The sequence below is a fragment of the Arsenicicoccus cauae genome (assembly GCF_043162025.1).
Taxonomy (GTDB): domain Bacteria; phylum Actinomycetota; class Actinomycetes; order Actinomycetales; family Dermatophilaceae; genus Arsenicicoccus; species Arsenicicoccus cauae.
Genome location: NZ_CP171001.1, coordinates 1,403,995 through 1,421,255, shown reverse-complemented (window position 1 = coordinate 1,421,255; position 17,261 = coordinate 1,403,995). Strand labels below are relative to the sequence as shown.

General features: G+C 74.3%; 19 protein-coding genes and 1 tRNA gene. 12 read left to right on the top strand and 8 right to left on the bottom strand.

Features of this window, described 5'->3' with window-relative positions; genetic code table 11:
- Window positions 1-166 precede the first annotated feature (166 nt).
- The 6 genes from ACF3NS_RS06725 to ACF3NS_RS06700 are packed head-to-tail and all read left to right on the top strand — an operon-like array spanning window position 167 to window position 5,559.
- Window positions 167-1,168: an SDR family NAD(P)-dependent oxidoreductase gene (locus ACF3NS_RS06725; RefSeq protein ID WP_392468720.1), complete on the top strand. Its 1,002-nt coding sequence runs from the start codon at window positions 167-169 to the stop codon at window positions 1,166-1,168.
- Window positions 1,165-2,703 (top strand): ATP-dependent DNA ligase, encoded by a 1,539-nt coding sequence (locus ACF3NS_RS06720; protein ID WP_392468718.1) that lies wholly within the window; start codon window positions 1,165-1,167, stop codon window positions 2,701-2,703. Before ACF3NS_RS06725 ends, ACF3NS_RS06720 begins: the two co-directional genes overlap by 4 nt.
- Window positions 2,700-3,407, top strand: coding sequence for a phosphodiesterase (locus tag ACF3NS_RS06715; protein WP_288799680.1), 708 nt, complete (start codon window positions 2,700-2,702; stop codon window positions 3,405-3,407). Before ACF3NS_RS06720 ends, ACF3NS_RS06715 begins: the two co-directional genes overlap by 4 nt.
- Window positions 3,404-3,883, top strand: a complete 480-nt coding sequence (locus ACF3NS_RS06710) for a pyridoxamine 5'-phosphate oxidase family protein (protein ID WP_154593679.1) — start codon at window positions 3,404-3,406, stop codon at window positions 3,881-3,883. Before ACF3NS_RS06715 ends, ACF3NS_RS06710 begins: the two co-directional genes overlap by 4 nt.
- Before the next feature lie 49 nt (window positions 3,884-3,932).
- Entirely contained in the window at window positions 3,933-4,163 is a 231-nt protein-coding gene (locus ACF3NS_RS06705; RefSeq protein ID WP_154593680.1) for a hypothetical protein, read from the top strand.
- A 40-nt stretch (window positions 4,164-4,203) separates the two neighbouring features.
- Entirely contained in the window at window positions 4,204-5,559 is a 1,356-nt protein-coding gene (locus ACF3NS_RS06700) for a deoxyribodipyrimidine photo-lyase (RefSeq protein WP_311966599.1), read from the top strand.
- Between the two features lie 36 nt (window positions 5,560-5,595).
- Here ACF3NS_RS06700 and ACF3NS_RS06695 read toward each other — a convergent pair whose 3' ends face one another.
- Both ACF3NS_RS06695 and ACF3NS_RS06690 read right to left on the bottom strand, forming a co-directional pair.
- On the bottom strand, window positions 5,596-7,035 hold the full coding sequence (locus ACF3NS_RS06695) for a tryptophan-rich sensory protein (RefSeq protein WP_392469088.1): 1,440 nt from the start codon (window positions 7,033-7,035) through the stop codon (window positions 5,596-5,598).
- A gap of 12 nt (window positions 7,036-7,047) precedes the next feature.
- On the bottom strand, window positions 7,048-7,764 hold the full coding sequence (locus ACF3NS_RS06690) for a CPBP family intramembrane glutamic endopeptidase (protein WP_154593682.1): 717 nt from the start codon (window positions 7,762-7,764) through the stop codon (window positions 7,048-7,050).
- Between the two features lie 30 nt (window positions 7,765-7,794).
- Between ACF3NS_RS06690 and idi the strand changes: the two genes are divergently transcribed.
- Both idi and ACF3NS_RS06680 read left to right on the top strand, forming a co-directional pair.
- A complete protein-coding gene (idi, locus tag ACF3NS_RS06685; RefSeq protein WP_353956149.1) occupies window positions 7,795-9,183 on the top strand; it encodes an isopentenyl-diphosphate Delta-isomerase in 1,389 nt (462 codons plus the stop codon).
- Entirely contained in the window at window positions 9,180-9,788 is a 609-nt protein-coding gene (locus ACF3NS_RS06680) for a hypothetical protein (RefSeq protein ID WP_392468714.1), read from the top strand. Before idi ends, ACF3NS_RS06680 begins: the two co-directional genes overlap by 4 nt.
- On the opposite strand, the gene ACF3NS_RS06675 is transcribed toward ACF3NS_RS06680, so the two are convergent.
- Genes ACF3NS_RS06675 through ACF3NS_RS06655 form a run of 5 tightly spaced genes read right to left on the bottom strand, consistent with a single transcriptional unit; the run spans window position 9,727 to window position 13,613 of the window.
- A complete protein-coding gene (locus tag ACF3NS_RS06675; RefSeq protein ID WP_392468712.1) occupies window positions 9,727-10,590 on the bottom strand; it encodes a prenyltransferase in 864 nt (287 codons plus the stop codon). The two genes, ACF3NS_RS06680 and ACF3NS_RS06675, sit on opposite strands and share 62 nt — an antisense overlap.
- A complete protein-coding gene (locus tag ACF3NS_RS06670) occupies window positions 10,587-10,904 on the bottom strand; it encodes a lycopene cyclase domain-containing protein (RefSeq protein WP_392468710.1) in 318 nt (105 codons plus the stop codon). The genes ACF3NS_RS06675 and ACF3NS_RS06670 overlap by 4 nt, the downstream gene beginning before the upstream one ends.
- The gene (locus ACF3NS_RS06665) at window positions 10,901-11,230 is read right to left on the bottom strand and encodes a lycopene cyclase domain-containing protein (RefSeq protein ID WP_288797958.1); all 330 of its coding nucleotides are present in this window, start codon (window positions 11,228-11,230) and stop codon (window positions 10,901-10,903) included. Before ACF3NS_RS06665 ends, ACF3NS_RS06670 begins: the two co-directional genes overlap by 4 nt.
- Window positions 11,227-12,117 carry a phytoene/squalene synthase family protein gene (locus ACF3NS_RS06660; RefSeq protein WP_154593686.1) on the bottom strand — a complete coding sequence of 297 codons (891 nt, stop codon included), beginning with the start codon at window positions 12,115-12,117 and terminating at the stop codon, window positions 11,227-11,229. The genes ACF3NS_RS06665 and ACF3NS_RS06660 overlap by 4 nt, the downstream gene beginning before the upstream one ends.
- Complete coding sequence (locus ACF3NS_RS06655; protein ID WP_392468707.1) at window positions 12,114-13,613, bottom strand: phytoene desaturase family protein; 1,500 nt, start codon at window positions 13,611-13,613, stop codon at window positions 12,114-12,116. The genes ACF3NS_RS06660 and ACF3NS_RS06655 overlap by 4 nt, the downstream gene beginning before the upstream one ends.
- A 109-nt stretch (window positions 13,614-13,722) precedes the next feature.
- On the opposite strand from ACF3NS_RS06655, the gene ACF3NS_RS06650 reads away from it, so the two are divergent.
- On the top strand, window positions 13,723-14,226 hold the full coding sequence (locus ACF3NS_RS06650; RefSeq protein ID WP_288797954.1) for a MarR family winged helix-turn-helix transcriptional regulator: 504 nt from the start codon (window positions 13,723-13,725) through the stop codon (window positions 14,224-14,226).
- A gap of 52 nt (window positions 14,227-14,278) precedes the next feature.
- On the opposite strand, the gene ACF3NS_RS06645 is transcribed toward ACF3NS_RS06650, so the two are convergent.
- Window positions 14,279-15,148, bottom strand: coding sequence for an SDR family oxidoreductase (locus ACF3NS_RS06645; RefSeq protein WP_392468705.1), 870 nt, complete (start codon window positions 15,146-15,148; stop codon window positions 14,279-14,281).
- Window positions 15,149-15,360: 212 nt separating this feature from the next.
- On the opposite strand from ACF3NS_RS06645, the gene ACF3NS_RS06640 reads away from it, so the two are divergent.
- The 3 genes from ACF3NS_RS06640 (at window position 15,361) to ACF3NS_RS06630 (ending at window position 17,259) form a co-directional block, all read left to right on the top strand.
- Entirely contained in the window at window positions 15,361-16,065 is a 705-nt protein-coding gene (locus tag ACF3NS_RS06640; protein WP_154593690.1) for a GAF and ANTAR domain-containing protein, read from the top strand.
- A 76-nt stretch (window positions 16,066-16,141) separates the two neighbouring features.
- Window positions 16,142-16,215 (top strand) — tRNA-Lys (locus tag ACF3NS_RS06635).
- A 141-nt stretch (window positions 16,216-16,356) separates the two neighbouring features.
- Window positions 16,357-17,259: a zinc-binding alcohol dehydrogenase gene (locus tag ACF3NS_RS06630; RefSeq protein ID WP_288797951.1), complete on the top strand. Its 903-nt coding sequence runs from the start codon at window positions 16,357-16,359 to the stop codon at window positions 17,257-17,259.
- The last annotated feature ends 2 nt before the right edge of the window (window positions 17,260-17,261 follow it).

Sequence of the window (17,261 nt, the reverse complement as noted above, 5' to 3'; positions counted from 1 at the left end):
GGGGCGGGCGGCATACGACCAGGTGCCCGGCCGGCCCCAGATCGACCAGGCTCCGGCCACGTCGACCGGCCTTCGTCCGATCCGCCTGGTGTGCGAAGGCCGGTCGATGTGACTACCGGGGGCAGGTCGGGGGTTTGTTCGAGCGTGGAAGGGTATGCGGCGGAACATGAGCAGCGCAGCCCAGACCGTCACGACCCCGACGACCGACACCGCAGGCGACCTCTCCGAGCCGCAGCAGCCTGTCGCCCTCGTGGCCGGTGCCTCGCGCGGCCTCGGCCTGCTGGTGGCCCACGAGCTGGGGCGTCGCGGCTTCCGCGTCGCGATCTGCGCCCGCGCCCAGGCCGAGCTCGACGACGCCCGCGCGCAGCTGACCGCCGAGGGCGTCGACGCGCACACCTATGTCTGCGACGTCACCGACCACGAGCGTGTCGAGCAGATGGTCGCCGAGGTCGAGCGGGAGGTCGGCCCGATCACGGTGGCCATCCACGTCGCCGGCATCATCCAGGTCGGGCCGCTCGAGGCGACCGAGCGCCGCCACTTCGAGCAGGCCGTGGACGTGATGCTCTGGGGCCCGATCAACCTGTCGCTGGCCGTGCTCCCGGCCATGCGCGCCCGCCGTCGGGGCCGCATCGGCATCGTCACCTCGATCGGCGGCAAGATCAGCGTCCCGCACCTGCTGCCCTACAGCACGGCCAAGTTCGGGGCGGTCGGCTTCGCCGAGGGGCTGCACGCCGAGCTGGCGGGGACCGGTGTCACCGCGACCGCGATCGTCCCCGGCCTCATGCGCACGGGCTCACACCTGCAGGCGCAGTTCGTCGGGGACCAGGCCAAGGAGTACGCCTGGTTCGCGCCCGGCGCCTCCCTGCCGCTGGTGTCCATGAGCGCCGAGCGCGCCGCCGCGCAGATGGTCGACGCGACCCTCGCCGGCGACCCTGTCGCCCTGCTCTCCCCGCTGAGCAAGGTCGGCGCGCGCGTCGCCGGGCTCCTGCCCTCCACCACGGTCCGCGCGCTCGGTCTCATGTCCCGCCTCCTCCCCTCGGGCACGGGCGACGGCGAGACGATCACCGGCCACGAGGCGCGCCGCCGCCTCGGCAACCCCGTGGTCGAGGTCCTCACCACGCTCGGCACGCGCGCGGCCCGCCGCAACAACGAGCACCACCGCGCATGACCCTGCCGTACGCCGACCTGGTCGCCGCCTCGCACGCCGTGGCCGCGACGAGGTCCCGCACGGCCAAGACCACCCTGCTCGCCGAGGTGCTGCGCCGCGCCGACGCCGACGAGGTGGGCATAGTGGCCGCGCACCTCGCGGGTGTCCTGCCGCAGGGCCGCGTGGGAGTCGGCTACCGCGCCATCGGCGCACCACCTGCCCCGGCGGCCGAGGCCACGCTCACCGTGCAGGACGTCGACCGCGCCGCCACCGCGCTGGCCGGCCTGTCCGGCACCGGGTCCGCGGCCGCGCGCGCCCAGGCCCTGGCCACCCTGCTCGAGACCGCGACCGCCGACGAGCAGGAGTTCCTGCGGGCGCTGCTCGTCGGCGAGCTGCGGCACGGCGCGCAGGACGGGTCCCTCGTGGCGGCGGTCGCTGCGGCATACGACCTCCCCGAGGCATTGATCCGCCGGGGCGCGATGATGGCCGGGCACCTGGGACCCGTCGCCGAGGCCGCGGCGACCGGTGGCGCCTCGGCCGTCGAGGCGATCGGTCTCGAGGTCGGTCGCCCGGTGCGGCCCATGCTCGCCGGGTCGGCGCCGAGCGTCGCCGAGGCCTTCGACGAGACCGGGGGCGAGCGGATCGTCCAGTGCAAGCTCGACGGCATCCGCATCCAGGTCCACCGCGACGGCGACGACGTCCGCGTCTACACCCGCAGCCTGGACGACATCACGAGCCGCGTGCCCGAGGTGGTCGAGGTCGTGGGCGCGCTCGAGGTCCGGCGGGTCGTGCTCGACGGCGAGGCGATCGCGCTGCGCCCCGACGGCCGCCCCCACCCCTTCCAGGTCACGGGCGCCCGCACCGCCTCCTCCGGCGACGTCGCGCGGCTACGGGCCGAGACGCCGCTCACCACCTACCTGTTCGACGTGCTGCACCTCGACGGTGCCGACCTCGTCGACGAGCCGCAGCACGAGCGCGACGCCACCCTGCGGCGCATCGCCCCCGACCACCTCGTCCCCTCCCTGCTCACCGGCGACGGCGAGGAGGCGACCGCCTTCTTCGCCGACCTGGTCGCCGGCGGCCACGAGGGTGTCGTGGTCAAGGACCCCGAGACCCGGTACGCGGCTGGCCGCCGTGGCAGCGGATGGATCAAGGTCAAGCCGCGCCACACCTTCGACCTGGTCGTCCTCGCCGTCGAGTGGGGCAGCGGGCGCCGCTCCGGGCTGCTCAGCAACATCCACCTCGGCGCGCGGGACCCCGGCACCGGCGGGTTCGTCATGCTCGGCAAGACCTTCAAGGGCATGACCGACGAGACGCTCGCCTGGCAGACCCAGCGGTTCCTGGCGCTGGAGACCTCGCGCCAGGGCCACGTCGTGCATGTGCGGCCCGAGCAGGTCGTCGAGATCGCGGTCGACGGGGTGCAGACCTCCCGGCGCTACCCGGCGGGGATGGCACTGCGGTTCGCCCGGGTGCTGCGCTACCGCGACGACAAGACCGCCGCCGAGGCCGACACCGTCGACGCCGTCCGCGCCCTGCACCAGCGAGGCTCGTCATGACCGCCCGGCCCTCGCCGAGCGCGCTCCAGGTGCTGCGGCTGGTCGGCTCGGCCGCCGGCGGGCTGGGCCTCGCCGCGGGACTGGGCGCGGTGGCGGTGGCACGGCGCGACAAGCCGCTGCACGCCTTCGGGCGCGTCGCGACGGGCACGCTCACCGTGACGGCCGACGCACCGGCGTCCGGCGTGCCGTTGCTCGACCACCCCGACCACCACCGCTGCACGGTGCGCCGCTCGCGAGCCATGTCGCTCGCCCACCACGGGCCCGACGTGATGGGCGTCGCCGTGCGCATCGAGGGGGCGGCCGACGACGGCGGCCCCGCCGACCTCCTCCTCGCGTCCACCGGCACCGGCGGGCTCAGCCGGTGGCTGCTCAGGCCGCACCTGCGCGAGGACGGCGGCCCGCTCACCACGCTCCTGCCCCAGCTCGGCCCCCGCGGCGCCGTGTGGCTGCGGCTCGACCCGGCGGGCCGGTCGGCATACGACCTGTCCTGGTCGGGCACCCACGACCGCTGGCACCGGGTCGGCCGGCTCGAGCTCGACGGGCCGTGGGGCGAGGACCGTCCGCTGCGGTTCGCGCCGGTGGACCGGCCGCTCGCCGGGCTGCGCCCACCGACCTGGGTGCGGGTGCTGCGGCGCCCGGCCTACCAGGCGGCCCAGCACCTGACCACACCAGCACCACCACCGAGGAAGAGGAGAGCACCATGACCGACGAGCAGCACGACAAGGTCGCCGAGATCATCAAGAGCACCCGCATCGCGATGATGACGCAGGCCGACGCGACCGGCCGCCTGGTGTCCCGACCGATGGCGACGCAGGACGTGGACTTCACGGGCACCGTGTGGTTCATCGCCGAGCGCGACACCGAGAAGGTCCGTGACCTGCAGGCCAACCCGCAGGTCAACCTGGCGTATGCCGGCGACGGCTCGTGGGTGTCGCTGTCCGGCACGGCCCGGGTCGTCGACGACCGCGCCAAGCTCGAGGAGCTGTGGGGCACGTTCACCGGCGCCTGGATGGAGGGCGGCCCGGACAACCCCGACAACATCCTGATCGAGGTCACCGGCGACACGGCGGAGTACTGGGACGCGCCGGGCGGCGGCAAGGTCGTCCAGCTCGTCAACCTGGTCAAGTCCGCCGTCACCGGCAAGCGCGTCGAGGGCGACAACGAGACCGTCGACCTCTGATCCACCCCACCCCGCAAGCGAAGAATGCAAGAGACGAAGGAGAGCGATGATGAGCGACAACCCCAACGAGGTCCAGGCGGCCAAGGAAGAGGCCGTGGACAACGTCGTGGAGCGGGTCGAGTCCTGGCAGGAGGGCGCCGAGGAGCAGACCGTGGCGCAGGAGCTGCGTGAGGGCTTCGACGAGGCGGGCGTGGACGTGGCCGAGGGCGACGTCGACCGGCTTGCCGAGCAGATCCACGAGGACGGCAAGGCCGACCCCGGCTCGGTCGACCCGTCCTGACCGCGGACGGATCGCCCCAAGGAGGGAGAGGAGCCACCCCGTGACCAGCGTGCTGTGGCTGCGCCGCGACCTGCGGCTGCACGACCACCCGGCCCTCATGGCCGCGGCCGAGGACGGTGCCGTGCTGCCCCTGGTCGTGGTCGACCCTGCCCTCGACCGGGCCGGGGAGCCGCGGCGCGACGCCTACCTCGGGGCGGTGCGAGCGCTGCAGGACGCCACCGATGGCGCGCTCGTGGTCCGGCGTGGCTGCCCCGACGAGGTCGTCCCCGCCGTCGCCGCCGAGGTGGGTGCTCGCCGGGTGCACGTGTCGGCCGAGGCCACGCCCTACGGCCGGCGGCGGGACGACCGGGTGCGGGCAGTCCTGGGGTCGGCCGACGTGGAGCTGGTCGCCACGGGATGCCCGTATGCCGTGGGCCCCGGCACCCTCACGACCGGCTCGGGCACGCCCTACAAGGTGTTCACGCCGTTCTCGCGGGCGTGGCGCGACCACGGCTGGCCGGCCCCCGCCCCCGTCCCGTCGGACCTGCGCTGGCACGGCGGGGTGGACTCCGAATCCCTCCCGGACGTCGAGCCGCTTCACCCGGTCGGCGAGGACGCGGCGCGGGCCGCCTGGGCGGACTTCCTCGACGGACCGCTCGAGACCTACGGCGAGGACCGCGATCGGCCCGACCTGGACGGCACCTCGCGGATGTCGATGCACCTCAAGCACGGCGCCATCCATCCGCGCACGCTCCTGCATGACCTGGCGAGACACCCTGCGGCGCAAGGAGACTCGGCGCAGCGCTATGTCAACGAGCTGTGCTGGCGCGAGTTCTACGCCGACGTGCTGTGGCATCGTCCCGACTCGGCCTGGGGCGACCTGCGCCGAGAGCTCGCGTCGATGCCGTATGCCGACCCCGCCACCGACGAGGACGCCGCCGGGCTCCTGGACGCCTGGCGGCAGGGCCGGACCGGCTATCCCATGGTGGACGCCGGGATGCGCCAGCTCGCACGAGAGGGCTGGATGCACAACCGGCTCCGCATGGTGACGGCGTCCTTCCTGGTCAAGGACCTGCACATCTGGTGGCCGCACGGCGCCCGCCACTTCCTGGACCTGCTCGTCGACGGTGACCTGGCCTCCAACAACCACGGCTGGCAGTGGGCGGCGGGCACGGGCACCGACGCCGCCCCCTACTTCCGCGTGTTCAACCCCGTCGAGCAGGGCAAGCGCTGGGACCCGCAGGGTGACTACGTCCGCCGCTACGTCCCCGAGCTGGCCCACGTCGCCGGCAAGGCGGTGCACGAGCCGTGGAGGGTCGCAGACGGCTACGCGCACGGCTACCCCGAGCCGGTCGTGGACCACGCCGAGGAGCGCCGCGAGGCGCTGCGCCGCTACGAGCAGACCCGGCGCGTCTGACGACGCCGCGGCCACGGGCCAGGCGGACGGGCGTGGCTAGGCGTTGCGGCGCGTGATCTCGGCGGTCAGTGCCGCGGCGAACGTCGTCCAGGCGGCGTATGGCGCCAGCGCCACCCCCTTCTCGGGGCTGACCCTGGCGGCGCGGCGCACGAGGTCGGCCGAGCTCGCCGCCAGCGCCACCGCCTCGACCGTCGACAGCCGCAGCTGCTTGGCGCCGAAGAACAGCGCGCTCCAGCCGGCGTTGAGCACCAGGTTGGTGCCGAGGGCCGCGGCATACGCGCGAGCCTCGTCCTCGCGACTGGTCTCCTGCAGGTCCGCGATCGACAGGGCGGAGACGAGGGCGATGTCGGCATACAGCGCGGTCCAGGCCACGGGAAAGGCCCACGACGGGGGCTGCCAGGAGGGCTTCGACAGCCGGCGGTACCACCGGCTGGTGGGGTCGGTCACCAGCGAGCCCACGACCGCGGTGGCGGTCACGGCGGCGCCCGTCCACGCCAGGGTGCGGCGCCAGCGCCGGGTGTCCGACCCGCGGGCCGCACGGCGCACGGCCTCCTCGAACCCCGTTGCACCACCAGCTGGCTCGCCCACCAGGTCGGCGAGGTCGTGCTCGGAGGCGACGGTGTCGTGCAGCAGCGACCCGACGAGCGGCTTGGCCAGCTCGTGGTCCACGGGCGTCACGAGCCCGATCCAGCGCGCGGCGGCCTGCGGGGTCGTCACGGGGGCGGTCAGCACGACGCGCGGCCCGAGGCCGAGGGCCCGGGCATAGCGCTTCATCATGTCGGCATAGCTGACGACGTCCGGCCCGGCGATGTCGAAGGTCCGGTTGACGTCGGGCGCCAGGTCCGCCGCCGCCACGAGGTAGTGCAACGCGTCGTCGACGGCGATGGGGGCGATCTCGTTGCGCAGCCAGCCGGGCGCGATGGCCCCGGGCAGCCGCTCGGCCAGGTGCCGCAGCATCACGAAGGACTGGGACCCGTCCCCCAGCACGACCCCGGCCTGCAGCGCGGCGGTCGGCACGCCCGAGCCGAGCAGGATCTCGCCGACCTCGACGCGGGAGGCGAGGTGCTCGGACAGCTCCTCGCCCTCGGGGTGCAGGCCGCCGAGGTAGACGATCCGCGACACCGCGGCCTCGCGCGCCGCGGTGGCGAACGCCTCGGCCATCGACCGCTCCTCGTCCTGGAAGTCGTCGCCGTCCCCCATCGAGTGCAGGAGGTACCACGCGACGTCCACGTCGCGCAGCGCCGTCGCGAGGTCCTCGGGCGAGGACGCGTCGCCCTCGACGACCTCCACCTGCCCCGGTCCCGCCACCCCGTCGACCACGGCGTCGCCCCACTCGGCCTGGCGGACCTTGTCGGCGCTGCGCGACAGGACGCGCACCCGCCACCCTCGCTCGACGAGCGCCCCGACGACCTCGCCGCCGACGTAGCCGGTGGCGCCGGTGACGAGCCCGAGCCGGGTCTCGGGGGTGAGGAGCAGGGTCGGCAGCGGTCATGACATCTCCAGGAGCTCGAGGGTGGGGCCGAGCAGCAGGAGCATGCCGATCGACCAGGTCAGGTGAGCGACGACCGGGGCGAGGACCCCGTGCGTCAGGCGGCGCAGGGCGGCGACGGCGAGTCCGACGAGGAGCCCGGCGAGCGCGAGCAGGGGTATGCCGGCCAGCGCTGTGACGACGGTGTAGACCACGGTGCTGCCCACCACCGCACCCCGGCCGCCGAAGGCGTCGTAGAGCGCCCCGCGGTAGAACAGCTCCTCGACCACGCCGTTGAGCGCGGTGATGGCCACGACCACGGGCAGCGAGCCCCAGCGGGCGTGCGCGAGCAGCTGCTCGACCGGGGCGCTGAGGGCGGGCACCTGGGCCACGATCCCGGCCCCGAGGAGAAAGACGACGAGCAGCACGAGCCCGACGCCGAGGCCCACCAGCACGAGCCGCGGCGCCCGAGGTCGTCCGAGCTCCTCGGTGGCCCGCAGGGGTCGCCCGGCAGCCAGTGCCCCGACGAGCCAGACGGCGGCCAGGCCCAGGGTGGCGGGGTAGAAGAGCTCGTCGCCGGGTCGGATCCGCAGGGCCCAGGCCAGGACGGCGGCCCCGACCACGACGGTGACGGCGGCGACCGCCCGACGGCGCGTCCGCGCGGCAGGGGGCTCGGCGTCAGCGGCTGTGCGCTCGGCCCGCTGGTGTCGCGCGAAGGCCTCGCGCCAGTGCTCCATGGCCTCACTCTATCGGGATACCTTTCGTCCATGGAACGATCGCGCGACGCCATCTCGCAGCCCCGCGTGTCCGTGGTCGTGCCCGTCCGTGACGACGCCGAGCTCCTGCGCCGCTGCCTGTCGGACCTCGCCCGGCAGAGCGTCGCCCCGTGGGAGGTGATCGTCGTCGACAACGCCAGCTCCGACGGCTCCGCCGCCCTCGCCCGGTCGTATGGCGCCCGCGTGGTCGCCGAACCCGTGGTGGGGGTGCCCGCGGCAGCGGCCCGGGGCTACGACAGCGCGACGGGCGACGTCATCGCCCGTTGCGACGCCGACTCGCGCCTGCCGCGCGACTGGGTCGCCCGGATCGCCCGCCGGTTCGCGGACGACGACCGCCTGGAGGGCCTGACGGGGCCGGGGTCGTTCTACGACCTGCCCCCGCGCCTCGCGCCCCTGGCCACCGCGGCCTACCTCGCCGGGACCTTCGCCGCGACGGGGGCGGCCCTGGCCGGCATACCGCTGTGGGGGTCCAACATGGCGCTGCGGCGCAGTGCCTGGGAGCGCGTGCGGCATCTCGTGACGCGCGACGACCCGGGGCTGCACGACGATCTCGACCTGAGCCTGGCGCTCGGTCCGCGGGCTCGCGTCACCCTCGACCCCCGGTTGCGGGTCGGGGTCGCGGGCCGGATGTTCCACTCCCCAGGCCAAGCCGCGCGGCGCGTCCGGATGGCGATGCGCACCCTGCGCCGCGGCTGGGCGAGCGGGGGGTCGCCCGGCCTGCGCTGGGTGGACCGGCTCCGTGTCCCGATCGGCCCCGGCCTGCCGACGCCGGTGCCCGTGCCCGACGCGGCCGCTGCCGAGCAGGTGGTCCTGCTGGACCCGGCCGGCCACGCCATCGGCACCGCCCCCAAGCGCGCCGTCCACCACGAGAGCACCCCGCTGCACCTGGCCTTCTCCTGCTACGTCGTCGACGACCGCGGCCGGGTGCTGGTCACCCGACGGGCCCGGGACAAGGCGACCTTTCCCGGGGTCGTGACCAACTCGGTGTGCGGCCACCCCGCGCCCGGTGAGGACCTGACCCACGCCGTCGTGCGGCGGGCGGCCGACGAGCTCGGTCTGGCCGTCGACCGGGTCCGGGTGGTCCTGCCGAGTTTCGCCTACCGCGCGCAGATGGCCGGGATCGTCGAGCACGAGCTGTGCCCGGTGCACGTCGCGGAGCAGGACGGCGCGGCCGAGGCCCTGTCCCCCGACCCGACCGAGGTCGACGACGCCTGGTGGGTGCCCTGGCCCGAGCTGCGCGACGGCGTCCTGGGCGGCTCGATCACCGTCTCCCCGTGGTGCGCCGACCAGGTCGCCGAGCTCGCCGACCTGCCCGACGACCCGCGCCAGTGGCCCACCGGCGACCTCACGACGCTGCCGCCGGCCGCCCGGCATCCGTGACGCGCCACGACTGGCTGGTCCGGCAGGGGCGGTGGCGCTGGCCCGACGTGGCGCGCCTCCTCGTCGCGGCCCTGGTGCCGCTGGTGTGGGTGGTCTACGGCGCCCCCGCAGCCGCGGCGATGTTCCTGGCCCTCGGCGGGGCGATGGCGGCGCGGTTCCTCGACCTGCCGCGTCGGCACGACCTCGCCTGCCAGGTCGTGCTCGCGCTCTCGGCATGGTGGGCCGCCGACGGCAGCTATGACCGCGTCCGGTGGCTGGACCTCGTCGCGCACGCAGGCTCGGGGGCCGCGCTGGCCCTGCTGGTGCTGCGTCTCCTGTCGCAGGCGCCGACCCGGGGTGCCCCGCTCGCGGCTGCTGAGCGCCGCCGCCGCGTGGCCACGACCACCCTGTCGGTGCTGGCCCTCGGCGTCGTCTGGGAGCTCGGCGAGCTGGCCGGGCACCTCTGGCTGGACCCCGCGATCCACGTCACGTTTGCCGACTCCCTGTCCGACCTCGTCGCCGACGGCGCCGGGGCGCTGGTGGCCGCCCCGGTCGCGACGCGGGTCAGCCCAGCAGCCAGCGGGCGATCAGCAGCTGCGTCAGCAGGAAGCCCACGGCGTAGTTGATCCACAAGAACCTGCGCCACCCGCCGTTGGCGCGCGGCGCCTGCGCGTCGCTCAGCGACCGATAGGGCCAGGCCATCCACAGGTAGGGCAGCACGAGCAGCGCGGCGAGCAGGCCCCACGTGCCGGTCGTGGCGAGCAGCAGCCCGGCGGCGGCATACAGTCCGCAGCTGAGCCGCACGGTCGCGCGCGCCCCGATGACGGTGGCGACCGACCCGATCCCCGCGGCACGGTCGGCGGTCACGTCCTGCACGGCCCCGAAGGCGTGGCTCGCCATCCCCCACAGGAAGTACGCGAGCAGCGCGACCCATCCCTGCCAGGGCAGCGCCACCCCCGCGAGCACCACGCCGTAGACCGCGGGCGACACGAAGTGCGTGCTCGACGTCGCCGAGTCGACGAACGCCCGCTCCTTGAAGCGCAGCCCCGGCGCCGAGTAGGCCACGACCGCGGCCACCGACACCGCGAGCACGACCCCGGCAGCGAGCGACCCGTGCGCCAGCAGCCACAGCACGAACGGCACCGGCAGCAGCACCGCGGCCCACAGCGTGACCCGGTGCAGCGACCGGTCCAGCACGATGCCCTCCACGCCGCCCTTGCGGGGGTTGCGCAGGTCGGACTCGTAGTCGAAGACGTCGTTCACGCCATACATGAGCAGGTTGTAGGGCACGAGGAAGAAGACGATCCCGACGACCGCGCGCAGGTCGAGCCGCCCGGCGGTCAGCAGGTAGGCCGCGCCGAAGGGGTAGGCGGTGTTGACCCAGCTCAGCGGCCGCGACGACGCGACGAGCCGGCCCAGCGCGGTCATCGGCGAGTCCCCTTGTCTCGCAGACGGACCCACAGCGCAGGGAGCAGTATGGCGGCGCCCAGCGGGTAGGCGAGGTCCTCGATGGGCGCGAGCCCGAGCTGGACCCCGCTGCGGTGCTGGTCGCCGTAGTCGAACAGGTCGGCGGCGATCATGAGGTTGTCGAAGACGACCGTCAGCGCGGCCAGCCCGGCGAGCATCAGCAGCATAGGCCGCAGCCACGGACCGCGGCGACCCGCCGGGACGCCCCGTAGCGCCAGCCACGCCCCGAGCGCCGCGGCACCCAGCATCACCGCGTTGACCAGGGTGAAGGTCATCGCGCCTCCCCTTGGTGCCGGGCCCACCGACGCCCGCCGCACCACAGGCACATCGTCGACCAGCACAGCAGCACGAGGAAGAACAGCTCCTCGACGGGGAGCTCCGGCGCCACCTGCAGGCCGGTCATCCAGGGCGTGTCCCCGCGGTGGAAGAGCCCGAGCGCGATGCCGGCGAGGTCCCACACGACGAAGTAGCCGAGCCCGACCGCCAGCACCACGAGCGCCGCCCGCGGCCGGTCCCACACGAAGAGGCGCCAGCGTCGGTCGATGGCCGCGACCCCGCCGAGCGACAGCAGCAGCGCGGCGAGGTAAGCGAACCCCGTCACGCCGACACCGCGGCCGGGGCGGGCAGCCGCACCAGGGCCCGGGCCGCGGTCGCCGCCTTCACCGGGGTGGGCACCCGGATCCGGGAGCTGAAGACGTCGTGGTCGGCGGCCTCGATGCGGTCCAGGATCTGGGAGTAGAGCAGCCGGGCCGTCGCCACGCAGCGCGCCGAGGCGCCGGGGAGCAGGGGGATGCCCCGGTCGGCCTCGGCATACAACGCGCGGTTGCGCTCGATCTGCTCGGCGAGGAAGGTGCGCCACTGCGGGGTCACGCGCCGCAGCGCCGGGTCGGCGCCGTGGGCCCGTAGGTCGGCCTGCGGGAGGTAGACGCGGCCCCGGTCCAGGTCCTCGGCCACGTCACGGATGAAGTTGGTCAGCTGGAAGGCCAGCCCGAGCGCGCGGGCCGGCCCGAGGGCGTCGGGGGTCGTGGGTCGCAGCACGGGCAGCATCATCTCCCCGATCACCGCCGCGGACCCGTCCATGTAGCCGAGCAGGTCCTCCCAGGTCTCGTAGCGCGTCGTCGTCAGGTCGGCCGCCATGGCGCCGAAGAAGCGGTCGAGGACGGCCTGGTCGAGCGCGCAGCTGCGCAGCGTGCGGACGACGGCGGCGAGCACGGGGTCGTCCACCGGGGCACCGTCGACCGCCTGCAGGACCGTATGCCGGAAGGCTGCGAGCCGCCGCTCGGTGTCCCGGACCTGCGAGGGCGTGGTCGCCCCCGGCTCGTCGACGATGTCGTCGGCGGCCCGGCACAGGGCGTAGACGGCGTGGACGTGCCGGCGGCGCTCGGCCGGCAGCAGCGCGACGCCCCAGTAGTAGGTGGTGCCGTGGCGGCGGGTGATCGCGGCGCAGCGCCGGTAGCCCTCGCGCTCCAGCGGGCCGGGCCCGCTCATCGGGCCCTGCTGCCCGCCGCGGCAAGGGCGTCCACGCGGTCGGCCGCGAGCTTGCCGCTGACCAGGACCATCGGCACACCGACGCCGGGGATCGTGCTCGACCCGGCGAAGATCAGCCCCGGGACACGCTTCTCGAGGTTGGACGGACGCAGCGGGCCGGTCTGGGCGACGGTGTGCGCGAGCGCGAAGGGGGTGCCGTGGGCGTGGCCGATCCGCTGCCAGTCCGCCGGGGTCCACAGCTCCTCCGCGACCACGTCGGTCGGGTAGCCGTGCGTCTCGAGGAAGCCGTGCAGGCCCTCGCGCATCGGCCCGGCCATGTGATCCCAGTCCTGGCCGCCGTCGAGGTTGGGCACGGGCTCGAGGACGTAGAGGGTGGAGCCGCCCGGCGCGGCCAGCGACGGCTCGGTGACGGACGGGACGGTCACCAGGCGCGAGGGGTCGGGCATGAGCTGCTTGCGGCGCAGCAGGGCGTCGAAGGCGGCGTTCCACTGCTCGCCGAAGTGGATGTTGTGATGAGCGACGTGCTCCGGCACCGGCGAGCGCGTCCCGACGTGCCACACCACCGCCGAGGGCGAGTAGGTGCCGTGCCGCACCGCGCGCGGCGGTCGCAGGTCGGGCAGCAGCCGCTCGTAGGCCACCGGCAGGTCCAGCGTGCAGACGACGACGGGCGCGTGGAGGCGCTCGCCGTCGGCGAGCTCCACGCCGCTGACCGCGCCGGTGACGGTGCGCAGCAGCCGGGTCACCTCCGCGTCGTACCTCACCTGCACGCCGGCGCGCTCGGCGGCGGCGGCCATGGCGACCGGTATGGCGCCCATGCCCCCCTCGGGGAAGTGGACCCCCTCGACGGTGTCCATGTAGGTGATGACGGCGTAGATGGCGAGCGCCGACTCGGGCGGCAGCCCGGCATACATGGCCTGGAAGGTGAACAGGCGGTGCAGCCGCGGGTCCTGGAAGCGGTCGCGGATCAGCGGCCCGAGCCGCCGCAGCGGCCCGAGCCGCAGCAGCCGCGCCACGGCGCGCGGCTCGGACAGCATGTCCGCCACGGAGTCGAAGTTGCGGTCGATGAAGTGCGGCATCTCCACCGCGTAGAGCTCGCGCAGCCACGCCACGAAGCCGTCGTAGGCGGCGGCGTCCACGCTCCCGCACGTCCGGCGGATCTCGTCGCGCATCGCCTCCTGGCCGTGGCGCACGTGGATCGTGCTGCCGTCGTGGAAGGTCGCGCGGTAGGCCGGGTCGAGGACCCGCATCGGTACGCTGTCGGCCACGCTGGTGCCGACCGCCCGCAGCGCAGCGTCGAGCAGGTCCGGCATGGTCATCACCGTCGGCCCGGTGTCGAAGGTGTAGCCGGCGCGGCGGGACCGCCCCGCGCGTCCTCCCGGACCGGCGTCACGCTCGACCAGGGTCACCTGGTGACCGCGTCCTCGCAGGTGGCACGCCGCCGCCAGCCCGGCCAGCCCGGCCCCGACGACGATGACATCGGTCTGCGGATCCGGCATACGGTCCGACCTCCTGGGAAGTAGGATCGGGCCGCCTGCCCCTGCAGACCACGCCCTCGTCACGAAAGGTTCTTTCGACGGCTGGGTTATTCCACCATCGAAATTTGCCATGGTCAACCGACGCCAGCCCGCACCGGATCCGCAGCCGGCGAGCCACCTCGTGCGCGAGGTCGGGGACGCCGTCCGGCGGCTGGGCCTGCAGGTCAACTCCTACGTCGCGGCCGTGTCCCGCCGGACCGGCCACCACGCCTCGGACCTGCACGCGGTCGCCGTGGTGCGGCGCGCAGCCGAGCGGGGCGAGCCCATGGGTGCCGGCGACCTCGGGCGCGCGTTGGGCCTTTCCCCCGCCGCGGTCAGCGCCATGCTGCGCCGCATGGAGCGCGCCGGGCACGTGCAGCGCACCCGCGCGGGTGACGACGGCCGGCGGGTGCTGCTCGTCCCCACCGACCAGACCTTCCAGGACAGCAGCCACCTGTTCGAGCCTATGACCGAGGGCTTCGGCCAGGTGCTGGAGGACTACTCCCCCGAGCAGCTGGACCTGGTCGCCGAGGTCCTGGACCGGCTGCGGGACGCCACTGCCGGCGCCGAGCGGGAGCTCGGCCACCGGCCGTGAGCGCGTCCGCCTCCGGCGGGGAGGACGGGGAGGACGGGGAGCAGGGGGCGGATCAGAAGACGGGCTTGCCGCCCGTCACCCCGAGCACCGTCCCGGAGACATAGCTCGCCTCGTCGGACGCCAGGAAGACATAGGCTGCGGCGACCTCCACCGGGTGCCCGGCCCGGCCGAGCGGCGTGTCGGAGCCGAAGCCCTCGACCTTCTCCTCCGGCATGGTCGCCGGGATCAGCGGGGTCCAGATCGGGCCCGGCGCGACGGCGTTGACCCGGATGCCGCGCTCGCCCAGCTGACCGGCCAGGTTGACGACCATGTTGTTGAGCGCGGCCTTGGTGCCGGCGTAGTCGAGCAGGTTGTCCGACGGGCTGTAGGCCTGGACGCTCGTGGTGATGATGATCGAGCCGCCGCGCAGCTCCTCCGCCAGCTCCTGCACCAGCCAGAACGGCCCGAACACGTTGGTCGCGAAGGTCCGCTCGATCTGCTCCGGCGGGAAGTCCTCGATGCGCTCGTGAGTCATCTGGTAGGCGGCGTTGGCGATCAGCACGTCCAGCCCGCCCAGGGCCGAGACGGCGGCCCGCGCCACGCGCTGGTTCTCGTCATACGTCCGCAGGTCCGCCTCGATCAGCTCGCAGGTGCCGCCGGCCTCCTGCACCGCGGCCTGCGTCGCCCTGGCGTCCTCGGCCTCCTGCGGCAGATGCGTGACCACGACGCTCGCGCCCTCCTTGGCGGCGACGACCGCCGTGGCGCGGCCGATCCCCGAGTCTCCGCCGGTGATGAGGATCCGCTTGCCGGTCAGGCGGTCCCGCCCCACCCACGACGACTCGCCGTGGTCGGGGGACGGCTGCAGGTCGACCTCGGAGCCGGGCCATGCCTGCTTCTGCTTGGGGATGGCGGACAGGTCAGGGGCGCTGGTGCTCGTCGTCATCGTCGTCCTCGGTGGGTTGCGGGGGGAGGGGAGGTGTGGGGCCGCGGCTCGTGGCTGAACCGCGTGAGCGCCGACCGGTGCTGCTTCGTAGGCCGGTTCGCCCCACACGACACCCACCTACCCGGCCGCGGGGAGGCCTACCCCTTGAGACGGCGCGGATCAGCGGACGCCGCGAGTAGCATGGCGCGGAGGATCGAACGAGGAGCAAGTGCATGAACCCGCTGCCACCTGAGGCCTCCCAGGTCTTCGCGCGGCTCAACGAGATCGTCTACTCCGGGGCCACCACCCAGGCGGTCTACGACGCCATCGTCCACGCCACCGTCGAGCTCGTCGACGGGTGCGACCGCGCGGCGATCCTGCTGCGCGACCGCGAGCGCCTCACCAGCGCCGCCGCCACCGACGCCGTCGCGCGAGGCATCGACGAGCTGGAGCTGAGCATCGGCGACGGGCCCTGCCTCGACGCCATCGTCGACGAGGCGGTGCAGTTCGACCCCGACCTCACCACCCCCACCGCCTGGCCCGGGCTCGCCGCGCGGGTCCTGGCCGACACCCCCGTGCGCGGCATGATCGGCTGCCGGCTGCTCATCGACGGGACCAAGGTGGGAGCCCTGGACCTGTTCGCCGACCAGCCCGGGGCACTGACCCAGCGCTCCGTCGACCAGGCCGCCATCATGGCCTCCCTCGCCTCCGTCGCGATCATGACGGTGCGCGCCCGCGGCGAGGCCGCCAACCTGACCCGTGCCCTCGACAACTCCCGCGCCATCGGCAAGGCGGTCGGCCTGATCATGGCGGCGCGCAAGGTCGACGACGACGAGGCCTTCCAGGTGCTGCGCAAGACCAGCCAGGACCTCAACATGAAGCTCTCGCTGGTCGCCGAGGAGATCGTCCGCGGCCAGACCCAGCAGGCCCGCCGCTGACGGGCACGACGATCCGCTCGCCAGCGCTAGACTGGCCCCTCGCGCCGACCACCACCTCCGCCGGGTGGCGGTGCACGGGCCTCTAGCTCAGCTGGTCAGAGCAGCGGACTTTTAATCCGCGGGTCGTGGGTTCGAGCCCCACGGGGCCTACCCCGCACCCCCCACCCGAGGAGGCTCGTCATCGACTCGACCGACCGCCCCGGCTCGGCCCTCGCCTACTGGACCACCGGGCCCGGCACGGGCGAGCTGCGCACCGAGCTGCTCCCCCCGCTCGGCAACGACGAGGTCCTCGTGCGCACCCTCGCCTCGGGGGTCAGCCGCGGCACGGAGCTGCTCGTGCACCGGCACCAGGTGCCGCCCGAGATCGCGCCGCTGATGCGGGCGCCTTACCAGGTGGGGGACCTACCGGGCCCGGTCAAGTACGGCTACCTCAACGTGGGGGTCGTCGAGGCCGGCCCCGCGGAGCTGCAGGGCCGGAGGGTGTTCTGCCTCTATCCCCACCAGGACCGGTATGTCGTCCCCGCCGCCGCCGTCGTGCCCGTCCCCGACGACGTGCCCACGCACCGCGCCGTGCTCGCCGGCACGGTCGAGACCGCCGTCAACGCCCTGTGGGACGCCGCCCCGCGCATCGGGGACCGCGTCGCCGTGGTGGGGGCCGGCATGGTCGGGCTCGCCGTGGCCCTGCTGTTGCGCCGCCATCCGTTGCAGCACCTCGAGGTCGTGGAGACGTCCGCGTCGCGCCGCGAGCAGGTCCGCACGCTCGGCCTGACGGCCGTGGAGCCGGACCAGGCAGTGGTCGACTGCGACCTCACCTTTCACACGTCAGCGACCTCCGCCGGCCTCACCACCTGCCTCGACCTGCTCGGCGTCGAGGGCGAGGTGGTCGAGATGTCGTGGTACGGCACCCGCACCCCCGAGGTCCCCCTCGGCGGGGCCTTCCACGCCAAGCGGCTGTCGGTGCGGGCGAGCCAGGTGTCCCGGGTCAGCCCCGCCCGCAGCGCCCGCCGCGGCTACGCCGACCGGCTCGCCGTCGCCCTGGCCGCGCTCGCCGACGACGCGTTCGACGAGCTCCTCTCCCCCGCCGTCGACCTCGCCGACCTGCCGGCCACCATGGTCGAGCTCGCCGACGGCCGGCGCGACGCCGTGTGCCAGCTCGTCACCTATCCCGACCCGTCCCCCGACCAGCAGGAGTAACC

Excerpts from the sequence above, each read along its gene's own strand:
- ACF3NS_RS06725 (WP_392468720.1), top strand. The coding sequence starts at position 167 with ATGAGCAGCGCAGCCCAGACCGTCACGACCCCGACGACCGACACCGCA.
- ACF3NS_RS06720 (WP_392468718.1), top strand. The coding sequence starts at position 1,165 with ATGACCCTGCCGTACGCCGACCTGGTCGCCGCCTCGCACGCCGTGGCC.
- ACF3NS_RS06715 (WP_288799680.1), top strand. The coding sequence starts at position 2,700 with ATGACCGCCCGGCCCTCGCCGAGCGCGCTCCAGGTGCTGCGGCTGGTC.
- ACF3NS_RS06710 (WP_154593679.1), top strand. The coding sequence starts at position 3,404 with ATGACCGACGAGCAGCACGACAAGGTCGCCGAGATCATCAAGAGCACC.
- ACF3NS_RS06705 (WP_154593680.1), top strand. The coding sequence starts at position 3,933 with ATGAGCGACAACCCCAACGAGGTCCAGGCGGCCAAGGAAGAGGCCGTG.
- ACF3NS_RS06690 (WP_154593682.1), bottom strand. The coding sequence starts at position 7,764 with ATGGAGCACTGGCGCGAGGCCTTCGCGCGACACCAGCGGGCCGAGCGC.
- idi (WP_353956149.1), top strand. The coding sequence starts at position 7,795 with ATGGAACGATCGCGCGACGCCATCTCGCAGCCCCGCGTGTCCGTGGTC.
- ACF3NS_RS06675 (WP_392468712.1), bottom strand. The coding sequence starts at position 10,590 with ATGACCGCGCTGGGCCGGCTCGTCGCGTCGTCGCGGCCGCTGAGCTGG.
- ACF3NS_RS06670 (WP_392468710.1), bottom strand. The coding sequence starts at position 10,904 with ATGACCTTCACCCTGGTCAACGCGGTGATGCTGGGTGCCGCGGCGCTC.
- ACF3NS_RS06660 (WP_154593686.1), bottom strand. The coding sequence starts at position 12,117 with ATGAGCGGGCCCGGCCCGCTGGAGCGCGAGGGCTACCGGCGCTGCGCC.
- ACF3NS_RS06655 (WP_392468707.1), bottom strand. The coding sequence starts at position 13,613 with ATGCCGGATCCGCAGACCGATGTCATCGTCGTCGGGGCCGGGCTGGCC.
- ACF3NS_RS06650 (WP_288797954.1), top strand. The coding sequence starts at position 13,723 with ATGGTCAACCGACGCCAGCCCGCACCGGATCCGCAGCCGGCGAGCCAC.
- ACF3NS_RS06645 (WP_392468705.1), bottom strand. The coding sequence starts at position 15,148 with ATGACGACGAGCACCAGCGCCCCTGACCTGTCCGCCATCCCCAAGCAG.
- ACF3NS_RS06640 (WP_154593690.1), top strand. The coding sequence starts at position 15,361 with ATGAACCCGCTGCCACCTGAGGCCTCCCAGGTCTTCGCGCGGCTCAAC.